We start from the raw sequence: 13,893 nt of genomic DNA on the forward strand, positions 1-13,893 counted from the left end.
ACATTCCATAAACTAAAAAACGCGGCCCAAGGGCCGCGCTTTTTTGCGATAATCTGATGTTCAGGATTATGCGGCTTCTGCCTGCTGTGCGGCGTTGCGACGCTCGGACTCTTCGCGCGACAGGGCGACAGACGTACGGACACCTTTGCCGACGAAATCCATCAAACCTGTGACAACACGCTCGTTCGGATCAATGCCGGCACAGCTCAGTACTTCGCGGCCATCGCGCGAACGCGCCCAGCGTGCGATCTGCTCCGGACCGTTGCCATACTTCTTGTCATCGGCGATTGCATCGTCGAGTGCTGCCAGTACCACGGCGGCGAAAAGTTTGCGGGCACGGTTGCCTTGTTCATTGTTAAAGGCAGTGCCATCAACGAAATCTTTCATCTCGTCGTCCTTTCTATTATTGCTCTTGTCATTTAGGCGTGGAGTTCCTTATGACCTAATCATTGTGATTCGGATACACCTTTATTGCATACCATCCATGCGCTTAGTGCATGGCTTTTCGCGGTCGCAGCATACGCAGGTTCTATTGCTGTAACGCTATAGGACAGATATAGGTCCCTTGAATTACAGTTCAACTTTTTTGCTATGGTGGACATGCATGCCCAAGATCAATGGAAACGAAATTCGCCCCGGCAACGTGCTGGAACATAACGGTGGTCTTTGGGCTGCGGTAAAGGTCGATCACGTCAAGCCCGGCAAGGGCGGGGCTTTTGCGCAGGTCGAAATGCGCAACCTGCGCAACGGCTCGAAACTTAACGAACGCTTCCGCAGCGCGGACAAGGTCGAGAAGGTCCGGCTTGAGCAGAAAGACCAACAATTCCTGTATGAAGACGCAGGTATGCTGGTGTTGATGGACACGCAAACCTATGACCAAGTCCAGCTTTCAGCCGAGCTGTTGGGAGACCGCCGCCCGTTCCTGCAGGACGGTATGATGGTCGTTGTAGAGTATCACGAGGATGAGGCACTGAACGCATCCTTGCCCCAGAAAGTGACCTGCAAGATCGTCGAGACCGAGCCGGTCGTCAAAGGCCAGACCGCGGCCAATTCATTCAAGCCCGCGATCCTGGATAATGGGGTGAAGGTCATGGTGCCGCCGTTCGTCGGACCCGATGAAGATATCATCGTCAACACCGACACGATGGAGTATTCAGAGCGCGCCTGAACCGCTCAGGGTTGACGTAACGTCATAGCTTCGCTGCACCTGAAAGCCCCGGATCTTCCGGGGCTTTTTGCTGTCCGGGGGCCTGGATTCAGGCGGGAAAGAAGCAGGCAACGCGGGAATTGTCACTTTTTTGCAACGTCGGGCGCTGCTCCGTACAGATTTGCCTGGATTTTGGGCAACGTGCTGCGAACGCACATCCTTTGGGCGGGTTGATGGGGCTTGGCGGATCGCCCTTGATTTGCATCGCGCGGGTATAGCCCTGGCTTTTACGTCGCTTCAACGATGGTGCTGCGGCCAGTAACGCCTGTGTGTAGGGGTGACGCGGCGCGTCAAACAGCGTGGCGACAGGGGCTTGTTCCACGATTTGGCCCAGATACATCACGGCCACATCATCGCAGACGTGGCGGACCACTCCCAGATCATGGCTGATGAACAGATAGCTAAGGCCCAGTTCCTGTTTCAGCCGCGCCAGCAGGTTTAGTATCTGGGCCTGAATGGCGACGTCCAGCGCCGAAACGGGTTCATCACAGACCAGCAGCTTGGGGTTCGTGGTCAGCGCCCGCGCGATGGAAATACGCTGCCGCTGCCCGCCCGAAAACTGATGGGGGAAAAGGCTTAGCTGATCCTCGCGAAGGCCGACCAGCGTGAACAACTCGCGTACCCTGCCCATGCGTTCGTCCATCGTCCCGATGTCCATCAGATCCAGCGGTTCGCGCACGATATCCACGACACGGGCACGCGGGTTCAAGGATGAATAGGGGTCCTGAAAGATCAGCCCCACGTCGCGGCGGCGCAAGCGCATCTGTTCGGCGCTCAGCTTCAGCAGGTCATCACCGTCAAAAAGCACCTGCCCACCGGCCGCTTCGGTCAACCGGATCGCAGCCATCGCCGTCGTCGTCTTGCCTGACCCGCTTTCGCCCACAAGACCCAGAGCGCGCCCTTCCTCGAGGGTGAAGGACACCGCCCGCACGGCCTCAAGCTGGGGGCGGGCGGCGAACATCGACGGGCGCGGCAGGTCAAAGCGCACGGTCAGGTCGCGGACATCCAAAACTGTGCTCATATGCGGCCCTCCTGCACCGCATGGCACGCGGCGGGATGATGGCCATGCGCGGCCAGCTTGGGCTTTTCGGTATGGCAGCGGTTATTGGCGTGGGCACAGCGCGCGGCAAAGGCACAGCCAGCGCCCAGCAGATGCAGCGGCGGCACAACGCCGGGAATTTCGCGCAGGGCAGCGTCCCCCTTGGCGATGTTGGGGATGCAGTCGATCAGGCCGCGCGCGTAAGGGTGCTGCGGATGGTCCAGCACATCGTCGGCAGTCGCCCCTTCAATCACACGGCCAGCATACATGACGGCGACGCGGTCGGCCATCTCGGCGATCGCGCCCATGTCGTGGGTGATCAGCACAATCGCTGCGCCGAAATCTCGCTGGATCTCGTTCAGAAGGTCAAAAATCTGTGCCTGCACGGTGACATCCAGCGCGGTTGTCGGCTCATCCGCGATCAACATCTTGGGGCGGCAGGACACGGCCATGGCAATCATCACCCGTTGGCGCATGCCCCCTGACAACTGGTGCGGATAGTCGCGCGCCCGTGCGTCCGGCGACGGGATACCGACCCGGTCAAGCAAGGCGACGGCAGCGCGCATGGCCTGATCTGCGCCGACCTTCTGATGCAGCATGATCGCCTCGGCGATCTGCGCGCCCACGGTGAAAACGGGATTGAGCGAGGTCATCGGTTCCTGAAAGATCATAGCCGCCTCGGCCCCCCTGATCGCCCGCATCCGCGCAGGAGATGCCGTGGTCAGCTCTTCACCATTCAGCCGGATCGACCCGCCGGCAATCCGGCCGGGTGGCGAGGGGATCAGCCCCATGACGGACAGGGCCGTGATCGACTTGCCGCAGCCGGATTCGCCGACCACCCCCAGGGTTTCACCCGCATTCACATGCAATGAAACGGAATCCAACGCCGTAACGGCACCGTAGCGCGTGTTGAACGTCACGTTCAGGTCTTCGATCTCCAGAAGGGCGCTCATCTTTCTCTCAGTTTCGGATTGAAGGCATCATTCAGACCGTCGCCCACCAGCGATACCGCCAGCACGGTCAGGAAAATCGCAAGGCCGGGAAAGGTTACCGGCCACCACGCATCCAATAGCTGATCGCGGTTGGCTCCTATCATCAACCCCCAGGACATCACGTTCGGATCCCCAAGGCCCAGAAATGACAATCCTGCCTCGAACAGGATCGCGACGCCGATGGTCAACGCCGCGGAAACGATCAGCGGCGGCGCGGCATTGGGCAGGATGACCTTCCAGATGATCCGCGTGTTCTTGGCCCCGATGGCGCGGGCGGCGGTGACGTATTCCAGCTCTTTGATCTTCATGAACTCGGCCCGCGTCAGACGCGCGGTCTGCGGCCAGCTGACCACCCCGATGGCAAAGGCAATTGTCCAAAGCGATGGCGAAAACAGCGTGACCAGCACCATCGCGAATAACAGCGCGGGAAGCACCTGAAAAAACTCGGTAAATCGCATCAGCGCCGTATCTATCCAGCCGCCATAAAAACCGGCCAATGCGCCCAGGCTGACCCCGATCACCATCGTGATCAACGCGGCCGCAGCCCCCACTGCCATGGTCGGCCCGCCGCCCTTCAGCATCCCGGTGACAATATCGCGGCCCAGATAATCGGTGCCCAATGGAAACTCCGGCGTGACCATCGGCGGCTCGTGTGGGGCCCAGACAATGTCATAGGCATCGCCAGCATAGAAAAACGACCCATAGAAAGTGATGGCCAATATGACAAAAAGCAATCCAAGCCCGAACAGCGCAGTACGGTTGCGGCTGTACATGCGCCACGCCTCGCGCCCCGGACTCTCGGCGACATAGGGTTCTGGAACGGTTGGCTCGGTCACGCTGCCGCTCCTTCATTTTGCCAGATAAACTCCGGGGGTTTGGGGGCTGGCCCCCAAGTCGACATACGCATCATTCACGCCCTCTCAGTCTGGGATCCGCCCAACGATAGCTGAGATCGGTCAGAATATTGGCCGCCACCACCATGGCTGCGGCAAAGAACAACACGCCCAAAACCGTCGGATAATTACGCCGCAGGATCGAATCGAACGCCAGCCGCCCCATGCCCGGCCAGTTGAACACCGTCTCGACCAACAGCGCGCCCGAAATCAGGTTGCCAAATTGCAGCCCCGCCACCGTCAGGATCGGCAGCGCCGCATTGCGCAGGGCGTGTTTGAACAGCACCGACTGCTCTGTGGCACCCTTGGCCCGCGCCGTGCGGATGTAATCTGACCCCAGAACATCCATCATCGACGCGCGCGACAGTCGGGCATATTGGGCCAGATAGATGATCGCCAGCGTGAAGGCGGGCAGAACCAGATGATGCGCGACGTCGAAAAACTGCGCTATCGGCCCCGCGTCGCGCAGGCGGACGGACCGCATCCCCTCAACCGGAAATATTGGAAAGACCGAGGCGAACAGGATCACCAGCATGATGCCGGTCCAGAACACCGGCACAGCATATCCGATGGTGGCAAAGACCGATACGAAACCCGACAGCGGGCCGTTTGGCTTGCGCGCCGCAATCACGCCCAGAAACATCCCGATCACGATCGACAGCACTTGCGCCGTCAGCACCAGCAATATCGTCGGCCCGATCCGTGCCGAAATCAGCGTCGCAACCGGTTGGTTGAAAAAGAAACTCTCGCCCAGATTTCCCTGAACGACATTCGACAGATAAATCCAAAGCTGCGTTGGCAGCGGTTTATCGAGCCCGTAATCCGCCCGGATCGCCGCCAGCATCTGTGCGTCGATACCCCCCATTTCACCCGCGATCACCACCGCTGGATCGCCCGGTGCCAGCCGGATCAAAAGGAAATTCAGGATCACGACGCCCAGCATCAGCAAAAGCCCGTAGGCAATGCGGCGGATGAAGAAAGAAGCTGTCATTGAGGGATCTGTGCTTTCGCAGGCTTGTTGCGCGCCTTCGGGGCGACCCAGGCCGCCCCGAACCGTGTTGGCTCACTCGGAGATTTCGACCATATCCATCGGGTGCATGGTGCCCCATATTCCTTTGGGCGGGTTCACCAGCTTTGAATTATAGGCTGTGTGATAGGGCGTCGCGTTGATCCAGTAGATCGGCAAATCCTGCGCGACGACCTGTTGAAATTCGGCGTAAAGGGCCTTGCGCTTGTCCAGGTCCAACTCGACCGCCGCTGCATTCAGCAGTTCATCGACCTTGGGGTTCGCATAAGATTGCGTGTTCGACCAGATCACGCCCTTGACGATGTTGTCGCCAGATAGGTGCGGTGCACACCGATCACCGGATCGCCCCAATTGAACACGACATCCATCGACAGTTCGAAATCCTGGCCCGCAACACGGCCCGCCCAAGTCGGAAAGTCCGGTGCCGCACGCACAGTCACGTCAATGCCGATCTTTTTCAGTTGCGACTTCATGTATTCCGCAACCGATTGCTGCTGCTCTTTGGGGCCGGGGATATAGTCGATGGTCAGGTCCATCCCGTCGCCGAAACCGGCTTCGGCCATCAGCGCATTGGCCTTGTCCAGATCCACATCGTAGGCTTCGATCGTGTCGTCAAAGAACGGCGAGCTTTCGATGATCGGGCCACGCTGCGGCGTCGATACACCACGGTGCAGCGCCTTGGTGATGAAATCGCGATCCACGGCATAGCCAATCGCCTGTCGCACCCGCACGTCGCTCAGCTTGGGCGACTCCGTGTTGAACGCCAGCCAGTTGATCGGACCCACGGCGGCATAGCCTTCGGCGGTCACTCCAGCCCGTCCACTTTGCCCAGACGGTTGATTTCCTGCGCACCGGCCATGAAGGGATAGATGTCAGCCTCGCCGTTTTCCATTGCGATCAGCAGGGCAGAGGGGTCTTTGATGATGCGTATGATGATCTCGTCCAGCTTCGGGCGGCCTTCGATAAAGAAATTCGGGTTCTTTTTCAGCACGATCGCTTCGCCTGCGGTGAATTCTTCCAGCATGAACGGGCCAGACCCGACAGGCGCGGCATTCGCCGGATGGCTTTTGATATCCTGTCCGTCGCCGTACACATGTTTGGGCAGGATCGGGGCCAGCGCGGGCGACATGGCCAGCAGCAGGGCAGGGTGTGGTTGGCCAAGCTTGATAATGGCGGTCAGCGGATCGGGGGTTTCAATCGCCTCGACCGGGGCGAACATGGACTTGAAGGGATGGTTTTCCTTGATCGTCATGATCGAAAATGCCACGTCCTCGGATGTGACGGGTTTGCCGTCATGGAACGTCGCATTGTCCACCAGGTTCAGCGTGACGCTCAGGCCGTCCTCGGACACCTCCCAGCTTTTGGCAAGATAGGGCTGAGGGTCCCAGTTTTCGTCATAGCGCATGGGGGATGCAAAGATTTGCGTCGACGGGACGGCGGTTGCGATTCCCGATTGCACGGCACCGTTCAAATGGCGCGGCACCTGGCTTGACGCGATGACCAGCGTGCCCCCTTCAGCATGAACGGGTGCAGCGCCAAGCGCTGCGGTGGCGATGGCAGCGGCCCCCACCAGACGGGCAAAAATGGACATGTGTTGGACTCCCCAAGAATGATTTTGGATTATTATGCTTGGAAGGCTAGCCAGAACCTTTAGTACAGAAAACAGTGTTTAATGTGCTGGCTAAGTGCATTCTATGCATTTAGCCCGCGGTGCGTGGACGCAATTCCAGACTGTCGAACTGCCCTTCGCTTACCAGATCATCCGAGATTTTCAGCACCGCCTGCAACACGGCCGATTTCTCGTTCCCGGCACTATATGCAAGGCCAAAATCAGGTTCTTCGAGGTCGCCCAACAAGGGTTTGGTGACATATCCTGACAGGTCTTGAGCATCCACACGGCTATGAATATTCATCAACGTATAGCCCAATCCGGCCGCTACCATGCCGCGCAAGACAGAAGATGATTTTGAGGTGTGCACAATTTTCGGGCGCAGGCTTTGACTGCTGAACAGCCGGTTGAAATAGCTTTGTGATGCCGGCAGATCCAGCATCAACATGGGCAGGTCGGCCATATCGGCCAGGGTCAGGTTGGGTTTGGCCGCCAAGGGCCAGTCAGCGGGCAGCAACGCAAAGGGCCGCGCAAAAAACAAGGACCGAAACGGTTGATCTGCAGCCAGCCCGACGTTGTAGGTCAGTGCCATGTCCACCCCCCCATCTCTCAAGAGCTGCGAGATTTCCTGCATGTCCCCTTCTTTCAGATCAATCCGGATGGACGGGTAAAGCGCCGCAATCCGTTTCAGGATCGGCGGCAGGACATAGGGGGCCGAGGGTTCGAAACAGGCGACGCGCAAGGTGCCGGTGGGGCTGCCTTGTAGGCTCATCAACTCGCTTTCGAAATGGCGGCATTGCTCTAGAAATGCGACGACCCGCTGGCCGACTTCGCGACCCGCATCCGTGGCGACGATCCCCTTGGCGGGGATGCGGCGGAACAGGGTGCTGCCGATATTGCCCTCCATCAGATCAATCGCCGCCGTGATAGAGGATTGCGAAATGTTCATTTCTTCCGCCGCCCGCGCAATCGATCCATAACGCAAGGCGGCATCGAAATACCGCAGTTGTTTGAAGGTAAAGCGCATCGGTCATTCCCCTAAATTTACGGGCTTTGCACGACAGTAAATCTATTTTTCCGCTCAACCAAGCTGCGATAGCTGTTGACCGGAACATAGGGGGCGTCATGTCGGATATCGTTGTTTTTTCAGCCAAAAAGATCATCACAATGGACCTGAACCGGATGGAGGCGACGCATGTCGCCGTCCGCAACGGTGAGGTTCTGGCGGTCGGTGATGCGACCTGCGCGGATCAATGGGGCGCGGTGACCCATGATGACAGCCTGAAAGACGCGGTGTTGATGCCCGGTTTCATCGAAGGCCACGCGCATATGATGGCGGGCGCGATGTGGGAATACGCCTATGCCGGTTTTCACGACCGGATCGACCCGGATGGCAAAATGTGGCCGGGGTTGACGGATATTGACGCGGTGATTGGCGGGCTGTCGGAATACGCTAAAACACTGGAGGACGATGCCCCGTTGGTCGGGTGGGGGTTTGACCCGATCTTTCTGACGTCCGAACGGCTGAGCAAGACCCATCTGGACCAGATCAGCACGACGCGCCCCATCGCGATCATGTTCTCGAATTTCCACCTGATGTGTGTCAACTCGGCAGCGCTTGATCTGGCCGGGTTCGACCAGACCACCAATGCCGAAGGGGTGATCAAAGGCGCTGACGGACTGCCCACGGGGGAGCTGCAGGAAATGGCCGCGATGTTCCCGGTCATGCGGCGTTTGGGGATCGATTTTCGCGGCCTCAGCCAGAAAGAAGCGTCCATTCGTGCCTATGCAGATGTGTCCCGCCGCGCAGGCGTGACCACGGTCACCGACCTTTATTCCCAGATGGAGGAAGACGACGTGACCACCATGCTGCGCGTGACCGGTGCCGATGATTTCCCTTTGCGTGTGGTGCCTGCCTTGGGCGCAATCGACGGGCCGAAAGCGATTGGTGACAAGGCGCAGGCGCTGGCCAAACGCAGCACCGACAAGCTGCGGCTGGGGGCGGTCAAGCTGATGACGGACGGGTCCATCCAAGGCTGGACGGCGCGGGTGAAATCCCCCGGATATGTCGGCGGGCAACCCAACGGCATATGGAATACACCGCCGGAAACGATCTTTGCGCTGGTCGAGGAACTACACGGTCGTGGCATACAGATGCACATTCACGTCAATGGCGACGAGGCGGCAGAGGTGTCGCTGAACGCGATCGAGGCGGCACTGCGCAAACACCCGTGGACCGGGCACCGCCATGTCTTGCAGCATTGCCAGATGATGGGCCGCGACCTGTTCACACGGGCCGCTGACATGGGCGTGTGCTGCAACATCTTTGCCAACCACATCTATTATTTCGGCGATCAACACGCAGCCCTTACAATCGGGACAGACCGCGCCGAGCGTATGGACGGGTCGCGCAGCGCGATTGACGCGGGCGTGAATGTCGCGATCCATTCGGATGCCCCTGTGACGCCGATGGCACCGCTGTTCACCGCTTGGTGCGCTGTGAACCGGCAGACCATGTCGGGCCGCACGCTGGGGACCGCGCAGTGCATCGACGTCGAGGAAGCGCTGTTCGCGATCACCATGGGGGCCGCCTACACGCTGAAACTGGATGGCGAGATTGGCAGTATCGAGGCTGGGAAACGCGCGGACTTTGCCGTGCTGGGTGATGACCCGATGGCGGTCGAGCCCATGGCGCTTAGGGATGTGCCGGTCCTGGGCACCGTCTTTGGGGGGCGCGTGCATCTGCTATGAGGGACCGTTTGCCGCTGACGGTCATCTCGGGGTATTTGGGGGCCGGGAAAACCACCTTGATCAACCGGGTGCTGGCCGAAAACCATGGCCTGAAGCTGTTGGTTATGGTCAATGACTTCGGGGCGATCAACATAGATGCGGATCTGCTTGCCTCGGCGGATGATGACACGCTGACCCTGACCAATGGCTGTGTGTGCTGCACCATGGGGGCCGATCTTTATATGGCCATCGGCGATGTGCTGGACCGAGGGACGCGGCCGGATCATCTGGTGATCGAAGCATCTGGCGTGGCCGATCCGGCGCGGATCGCGCAGGTCGCACAGGCCGAACCGGAATTGGCCTATGGCGGGATCGTGACGGTGGTGGATGGTCAAACCTATGCCCGCTTGTCGCAGGACCCGCAGATCGGCGCGCAGGTGGCGGGGCAGGTGAATGTGGCCGATCTGGTCCTGATCAGTAAACTCGCGGTGCCCGATCCGGCAGTGCAGCTTCGTCTGGGCGTTCAGGCCCGCGCGGCAGTCCTGGATTTGACGCAGGTGGATGTCTTGGCACCGCTTTTATTCGGGGCCGGTGGCAAAGACATCCCAACTGTCTCGCAGAGCCGCCACGCACCCTATCTAAGCTGGAGCGCACAAGGCGATCTGGCCCTGAGCTACGAGGCGTTGAAAGACCGTCTGAAAACGCGGCCCGAGGGATTGTTTCGCTTCAAAGGCTTCGTGGGGCATGATGCAAATAGCGGCTGGGAAGTCCAATGCGTCGGCCCGTCGGTAAGCATCAAACGCCTGAAGCAGCCCCGACAGACCAAAGTTGTCGGGATCGGGCTGCGCAGCCAGATCACAGCAGATCAGATCGATGACTGGTGGCACCGCTAAGGCCGGGCGCGGAAGCTTCCAAAACTCTGTTGTACGCGTCAGCCGTCGGACTGCAACGTGATCGTCGCGTCTTCGGCTTGCATGGCCTGTTTCGCCCGGTCAAATCTAAGATAGGCCAGCGCGCTGGTCCCCGATTGGGTAAGGACCGTGCCAGCAGGTTTCCCGTCGGCGGTGATGTCGGCCCCGACAGAGACTGGTGCACTGATGTTGATCTGCGCCAGACCCTTGCGCAGCTCCGTCTTGTGTTTCATCCGCGCGGTGACTTCTTGCCCGACATAGCAGCCCTTGCGAAAATCCACCCCGTTCAACCGTTCAAACCCCATCTCGAGGATGAAGCTATCTGGGGTCAGTTCGATGCCGTTCTCGGGGATTGAGTGCGCGACACGCAGGGCGTCCCAATCTGTCGTATCATCGCTTTGCGGCACATCCCGATAGGCGCGCCAACCCATCTGCGCATCACGCGGGTCGCTGTAGCCATCGTCGGGTGCCGCGCCCAAACTGCGGTGCAGGTACAACTCTGTCGCCGCGATCTGCACATCAGCGCGCAGCCGATACATGTTCAGACGCTGGACCAGAGCATCGGCAAACGGCTCCGCCACATCCAGCAGCACGGCTTCGCCCGCCGCCACCAAGAAGAAATCCACCATGAATTTGCCCTGCGGCGTCAACAGCGCCGCATAGATCGGCCCCTGTTCCAGCTTGCGAATATCGTTTGTTATCAATCCCTGAAGGAAGTCCAGAGTGTCTGCGCCTGTCAGCTTCAGGATGCGGCGATCGTTCATAAAGCTTGTCCTTCTAATCGTTAACATGACATATAGCACCCCAAAGCCAAGCCGAAAGGGGCAACCATGCGTGCGCCCATATCTGTGATCATCCCGACGTTGAATGCCGCGGCCGATCTAAGCGGTTGCCTGACCGCATTGATGGAAGGATTGGACGCCGGGTTGATCCGAGAACTCATCATATCCGACGGTGGGTCCGAAGACGCGACCCTGGCCCTGGCCGATGCATGGGGGGCAGAAATCGTGACGGGTCCGGCCTCGCGCGGGGGGCAACTTAGGCGTGGCTGCGCCAAGGCGTCGGCGGACTGGCTGCTTGTCCTGCATGCTGACACCACGCTTGATCCCGGATGGACTGGGCCGGTGATCGCCCATCTCAAGGGGAAAAAAGCGGGCTGGTTCCACCTGCGTTTCGACAGTGACGGTTTCCCTGCCGGTTTTGTTGCGGGCTGGGCCAATCTGCGCAGCCGTCTCGGGCTGCCCTACGGCGATCAGGGCCTGCTGCTACCGCGCGCGCTGTATCAATCCGCCGGCGGCTATCCCGATGCGCCCCTGATGGAGGATGTGTCCCTTGCGCGCGCCCTCAAGGGCCGGCTGGTAGGCATTCCGGTAGACGCCGTCACCTCGGCCGAGAAATATCAGCGCGCCGGCTGGCTGCGCCGGGGGGGGCGCAACCTTTGGACGTTGATCCGCTATTTTGCCGGTGTCGCGCCCGCCAAGCTGGCGGCTGACTACGCCAAATAACGGGGCAATGTCCTAGGCCTGCCCGAACAGCCGCTGCCCGAACCGTTGCAATATGTTGGGCCGGTTTGGTTTAAGACCCTTTTCACGCACCCGCAGATCCCGTGCATGGCGGCTGTCATAGACGGTTTTGCCATCCTCGAATTGCAGCCGGTAGAGATCGGCGTAGATGCCGCCGCGGGACAGCAATTCATCATGGTTGCCCTCGTCCATCACGCGACCACGGTCCATCACGATAATCTTGTCCGCGCCGCGAATGGTGGCAAGACGGTGCGCGATCACGATGGTGGTGCGGCCTTTGGACAGACGGTCCAACGCTTGCTGCACGACCTTTTCGGATTGGGCATCCAGCGCGCTGGTCGCTTCGTCAAGCAGCAGGATCGGCGTGTTGCGCAGCAGGGCGCGCGCAATCACGACGCGCTGGCGTTGCCCGCCCGACAGGGCCGACCCGCGCGGGCCGACAGGGGTTTCAAGCCCGTGTTCCAGATTGGGCAGGAAATCGGCGACATGGGCGGCTTCGAGAACCGATTGCAGTTCGGCATCGCTGACGTCTTCGCGACCCAGAACGATGTTCTGGCGCAGGGTTTCGTCGAACAGCAACGCCTCTTGGGAAACCACGGAAAACAGGCCGCGCAGCTCGGGAATATCCATGTCCTTGATCGAGACACCGCCAATGGTGATCGCCCCTTCTTGCGGGTCGATCAACCGGGTCATGAGATTGAAGATGGTCGATTTCCCCGCCCCCGAGGCCCCCACCAGTGCGGTGGTCTGGCCCGCTTTCGCGGTCAGGTTCAGATCGTCCAGCACCTTTGCATCCCCGTAGGACAGGCTGACGCCTTTCAGTTCGATATCGGGCAGGCCTGTTGGGACCGGCATCGGTTTGGCCGGTGATCTAAGGTTAACAGGCGCATCCATCAGTTCCTTGATCCGCTCAAGCGCAGCCGCCGCAGTCTGCCAAAGGCCGCTGATCGCCCCAAGGCGGCGCAGCGGGTTGAAGGTAAAGCCCATCGCGGTGAAGAAGGTCATGAACTGGCCGATGGTCTTGTCGCCCGAGATGATCTCGGACCCGCCGTATAGGATCACGGCCATGAATCCGATCCCCGACATGATGTCGATCATGCCCGGAATGGCCGAGTTGCCAAAGGCGGCGCGCACTTCGGTGCGAATGTAAGTCTTTGTTATGTCGCGGTATTGCCTTGCCTGATAGCGTTCCAGCGCGTTCAGTTTGATCTGCACGATGCCATGGAACACCTCGTCCAGGCGCGTGGACAGATTCGCACCGATATCGCGCGCCTCGCGGGACCGCTGGCGCACGAAGCGTTGCGCAAGGGCTGCTGGCATCACCATCAAAGGCACACCGATACAGGCCAGCAGGGCCCAGACCGGATCAATCGAAATCGCAACGCCCAGCAGCACGATCAGCCCGATCAGATCGCGGCCTGTTCCGGTGATCACCGCCTGCCAGACCGCACCGATGGCGTTCACATCCGATTGCACCCGTTGGATCAAAAAACCCGGAGGATGGTTCTGGTGAAACGCACCGTCCTGAATCATCATCCGGTCCAGCAAATCAATGCGCATATCCGCCGCCGATTTCAGCGAGATGCGGGTCAAAAGCACTTTTTGCGTCACCCCGGCCACAGCGCGCAGCACGAAGATTCCAACCAGTATCAGCCCGACCCAGATCAGCGCGTTTTCCTTGCCCGCGACAAACACCTGGTCGAACATCGGCTGCATCAGCTTGGCCAGCGCGCCCATGGTCGCGCCCTCGATGGACATGAAGATGATGGCCACAACCAGCAATCCCATGTGCTTTTTCAAGTAGTCGTCCCAGAGCCATTTCAGCAATTCTTTGGAACTATAGGTCACTTCACTCATAGCGGGGGCCACAATCCTTTGGGCAAATGCCCCTTGGGTTTACGCAGGGCGGCGGCCTAGGGCAAGCGCGCCGGGGGTGATTGTCTGTCCGGTCCCGGTTTGATG

The 13,893-nt window shown here is 59.8% G+C and carries 15 protein-coding genes; 4 read left to right on the plus strand and 11 right to left on the minus strand.

Annotated elements, in window-relative coordinates; translation table 11 throughout:
- Window positions 1–66: 66 nt before the first annotated feature.
- Window positions 67–387 carry a DUF6280 family protein gene (locus RGAI101_RS17375; RefSeq protein WP_008228933.1) on the minus strand — a complete coding sequence of 107 codons (321 nt, stop codon included), beginning with the start codon at window positions 385–387 and terminating at the stop codon, window positions 67–69.
- Window positions 388–604: 217 nt separating this feature from the next.
- Between RGAI101_RS17375 and efp the strand changes: the two genes are divergently transcribed.
- Complete coding sequence (efp, locus tag RGAI101_RS17380) at window positions 605–1,168, plus strand: elongation factor P (protein WP_008228211.1); 564 nt, start codon at window positions 605–607, stop codon at window positions 1,166–1,168.
- Window positions 1,169–1,256: 88 nt separating this feature from the next.
- On the opposite strand, the gene RGAI101_RS17385 is transcribed toward efp, so the two are convergent.
- From RGAI101_RS17385 to RGAI101_RS17410, 8 genes are all read right to left on the minus strand, one after another.
- Window positions 1,257–2,228: an ABC transporter ATP-binding protein gene (locus tag RGAI101_RS17385; protein WP_008229361.1), complete on the minus strand. Its 972-nt coding sequence runs from the start codon at window positions 2,226–2,228 to the stop codon at window positions 1,257–1,259.
- Window positions 2,225–3,199: an ABC transporter ATP-binding protein gene (locus RGAI101_RS17390; RefSeq protein WP_008226589.1), complete on the minus strand. Its 975-nt coding sequence runs from the start codon at window positions 3,197–3,199 to the stop codon at window positions 2,225–2,227. The genes RGAI101_RS17385 and RGAI101_RS17390 overlap by 4 nt, the downstream gene beginning before the upstream one ends.
- A complete protein-coding gene (locus tag RGAI101_RS17395; RefSeq protein ID WP_008227191.1) occupies window positions 3,196–4,074 on the minus strand; it encodes an ABC transporter permease in 879 nt (292 codons plus the stop codon). Before RGAI101_RS17395 ends, RGAI101_RS17390 begins: the two co-directional genes overlap by 4 nt.
- A 70-nt stretch (window positions 4,075–4,144) precedes the next feature.
- Window positions 4,145–5,122, minus strand: a complete 978-nt coding sequence (locus RGAI101_RS17400) for an ABC transporter permease (protein ID WP_008225988.1) — start codon at window positions 5,120–5,122, stop codon at window positions 4,145–4,147.
- A gap of 72 nt (window positions 5,123–5,194) precedes the next feature.
- Window positions 5,195–5,449 carry a putative ABC transporter oligopeptide-binding protein gene (locus RGAI101_RS22455; protein WP_008224909.1) on the minus strand — a complete coding sequence of 85 codons (255 nt, stop codon included), beginning with the start codon at window positions 5,447–5,449 and terminating at the stop codon, window positions 5,195–5,197.
- On the minus strand, window positions 5,446–5,967 hold the full coding sequence (locus RGAI101_RS22460; protein ID WP_008228717.1) for an ABC transporter substrate-binding protein: 522 nt from the start codon (window positions 5,965–5,967) through the stop codon (window positions 5,446–5,448). Before RGAI101_RS22460 ends, RGAI101_RS22455 begins: the two co-directional genes overlap by 4 nt.
- Complete coding sequence (locus RGAI101_RS22465; protein WP_008227244.1) at window positions 5,964–6,749, minus strand: ABC transporter substrate-binding protein; 786 nt, start codon at window positions 6,747–6,749, stop codon at window positions 5,964–5,966. The genes RGAI101_RS22460 and RGAI101_RS22465 overlap by 4 nt, the downstream gene beginning before the upstream one ends.
- A gap of 109 nt (window positions 6,750–6,858) precedes the next feature.
- Window positions 6,859–7,794, minus strand: coding sequence for a LysR family transcriptional regulator (locus RGAI101_RS17410; RefSeq protein WP_008225427.1), 936 nt, complete (start codon window positions 7,792–7,794; stop codon window positions 6,859–6,861).
- A gap of 98 nt (window positions 7,795–7,892) precedes the next feature.
- Here RGAI101_RS17410 and RGAI101_RS17415 point away from each other — a divergent pair, with 98 nt between their 5' ends.
- Together RGAI101_RS17415 and RGAI101_RS17420 are read left to right on the plus strand one after the other, a co-directional pair.
- Window positions 7,893–9,518: an amidohydrolase gene (locus RGAI101_RS17415; RefSeq protein WP_008225955.1), complete on the plus strand. Its 1,626-nt coding sequence runs from the start codon at window positions 7,893–7,895 to the stop codon at window positions 9,516–9,518.
- Window positions 9,515–10,390, plus strand: a complete 876-nt coding sequence (locus RGAI101_RS17420) for a CobW family GTP-binding protein (RefSeq protein ID WP_008225158.1) — start codon at window positions 9,515–9,517, stop codon at window positions 10,388–10,390. The genes RGAI101_RS17415 and RGAI101_RS17420 overlap by 4 nt, the downstream gene beginning before the upstream one ends.
- Window positions 10,391–10,428: 38 nt before the next feature.
- Here the strand turns inward: RGAI101_RS17420 and ygfZ are convergent, their stop codons facing one another.
- On the minus strand, window positions 10,429–11,172 hold the full coding sequence (gene ygfZ / locus RGAI101_RS17425) for a CAF17-like 4Fe-4S cluster assembly/insertion protein YgfZ (protein ID WP_008228018.1): 744 nt from the start codon (window positions 11,170–11,172) through the stop codon (window positions 10,429–10,431).
- 66 nt (window positions 11,173–11,238) lie between these two features.
- Between ygfZ and RGAI101_RS17430 the strand changes: the two genes are divergently transcribed.
- Complete coding sequence (locus RGAI101_RS17430) at window positions 11,239–11,913, plus strand: TIGR04283 family arsenosugar biosynthesis glycosyltransferase (RefSeq protein WP_008226879.1); 675 nt, start codon at window positions 11,239–11,241, stop codon at window positions 11,911–11,913.
- Between the two features lie 12 nt (window positions 11,914–11,925).
- Here RGAI101_RS17430 and RGAI101_RS17435 read toward each other — a convergent pair whose 3' ends face one another.
- Entirely contained in the window at window positions 11,926–13,788 is a 1,863-nt protein-coding gene (locus tag RGAI101_RS17435) for an ABC transporter ATP-binding protein (protein ID WP_008225360.1), read from the minus strand.
- Window positions 13,789–13,893: the final 105 nt, after the last annotated feature.

Source organism: Roseobacter sp. GAI101 (genome assembly GCF_000156335.1).
GTDB lineage: Bacteria > Pseudomonadota > Alphaproteobacteria > Rhodobacterales > Rhodobacteraceae > Sulfitobacter.

Excerpts from the sequence above, each read along its gene's own strand:
- RGAI101_RS17375 (WP_008228933.1), bottom strand. The coding sequence starts at position 387 with ATGAAAGATTTCGTTGATGGCACTGCCTTTAACAATGAACAAGGCAAC.
- efp (WP_008228211.1), top strand. The coding sequence starts at position 605 with ATGCCCAAGATCAATGGAAACGAAATTCGCCCCGGCAACGTGCTGGAA.
- RGAI101_RS17420 (WP_008225158.1), top strand. The coding sequence starts at position 9,515 with ATGAGGGACCGTTTGCCGCTGACGGTCATCTCGGGGTATTTGGGGGCC.
- RGAI101_RS17400 (WP_008225988.1), bottom strand. The coding sequence starts at position 5,122 with ATGACAGCTTCTTTCTTCATCCGCCGCATTGCCTACGGGCTTTTGCTG.
- RGAI101_RS22465 (WP_008227244.1), bottom strand. The coding sequence starts at position 6,749 with ATGTCCATTTTTGCCCGTCTGGTGGGGGCCGCTGCCATCGCCACCGCA.
- RGAI101_RS17390 (WP_008226589.1), bottom strand. The coding sequence starts at position 3,199 with ATGAGCGCCCTTCTGGAGATCGAAGACCTGAACGTGACGTTCAACACG.
- RGAI101_RS17430 (WP_008226879.1), top strand. The coding sequence starts at position 11,239 with ATGCGTGCGCCCATATCTGTGATCATCCCGACGTTGAATGCCGCGGCC.
- RGAI101_RS17435 (WP_008225360.1), bottom strand. The coding sequence starts at position 13,788 with ATGAGTGAAGTGACCTATAGTTCCAAAGAATTGCTGAAATGGCTCTGG.
- ygfZ (WP_008228018.1), bottom strand. The coding sequence starts at position 11,172 with ATGAACGATCGCCGCATCCTGAAGCTGACAGGCGCAGACACTCTGGAC.
- RGAI101_RS17385 (WP_008229361.1), bottom strand. The coding sequence starts at position 2,228 with ATGAGCACAGTTTTGGATGTCCGCGACCTGACCGTGCGCTTTGACCTG.
- RGAI101_RS17415 (WP_008225955.1), top strand. The coding sequence starts at position 7,893 with ATGTCGGATATCGTTGTTTTTTCAGCCAAAAAGATCATCACAATGGAC.
- RGAI101_RS17410 (WP_008225427.1), bottom strand. The coding sequence starts at position 7,794 with ATGCGCTTTACCTTCAAACAACTGCGGTATTTCGATGCCGCCTTGCGT.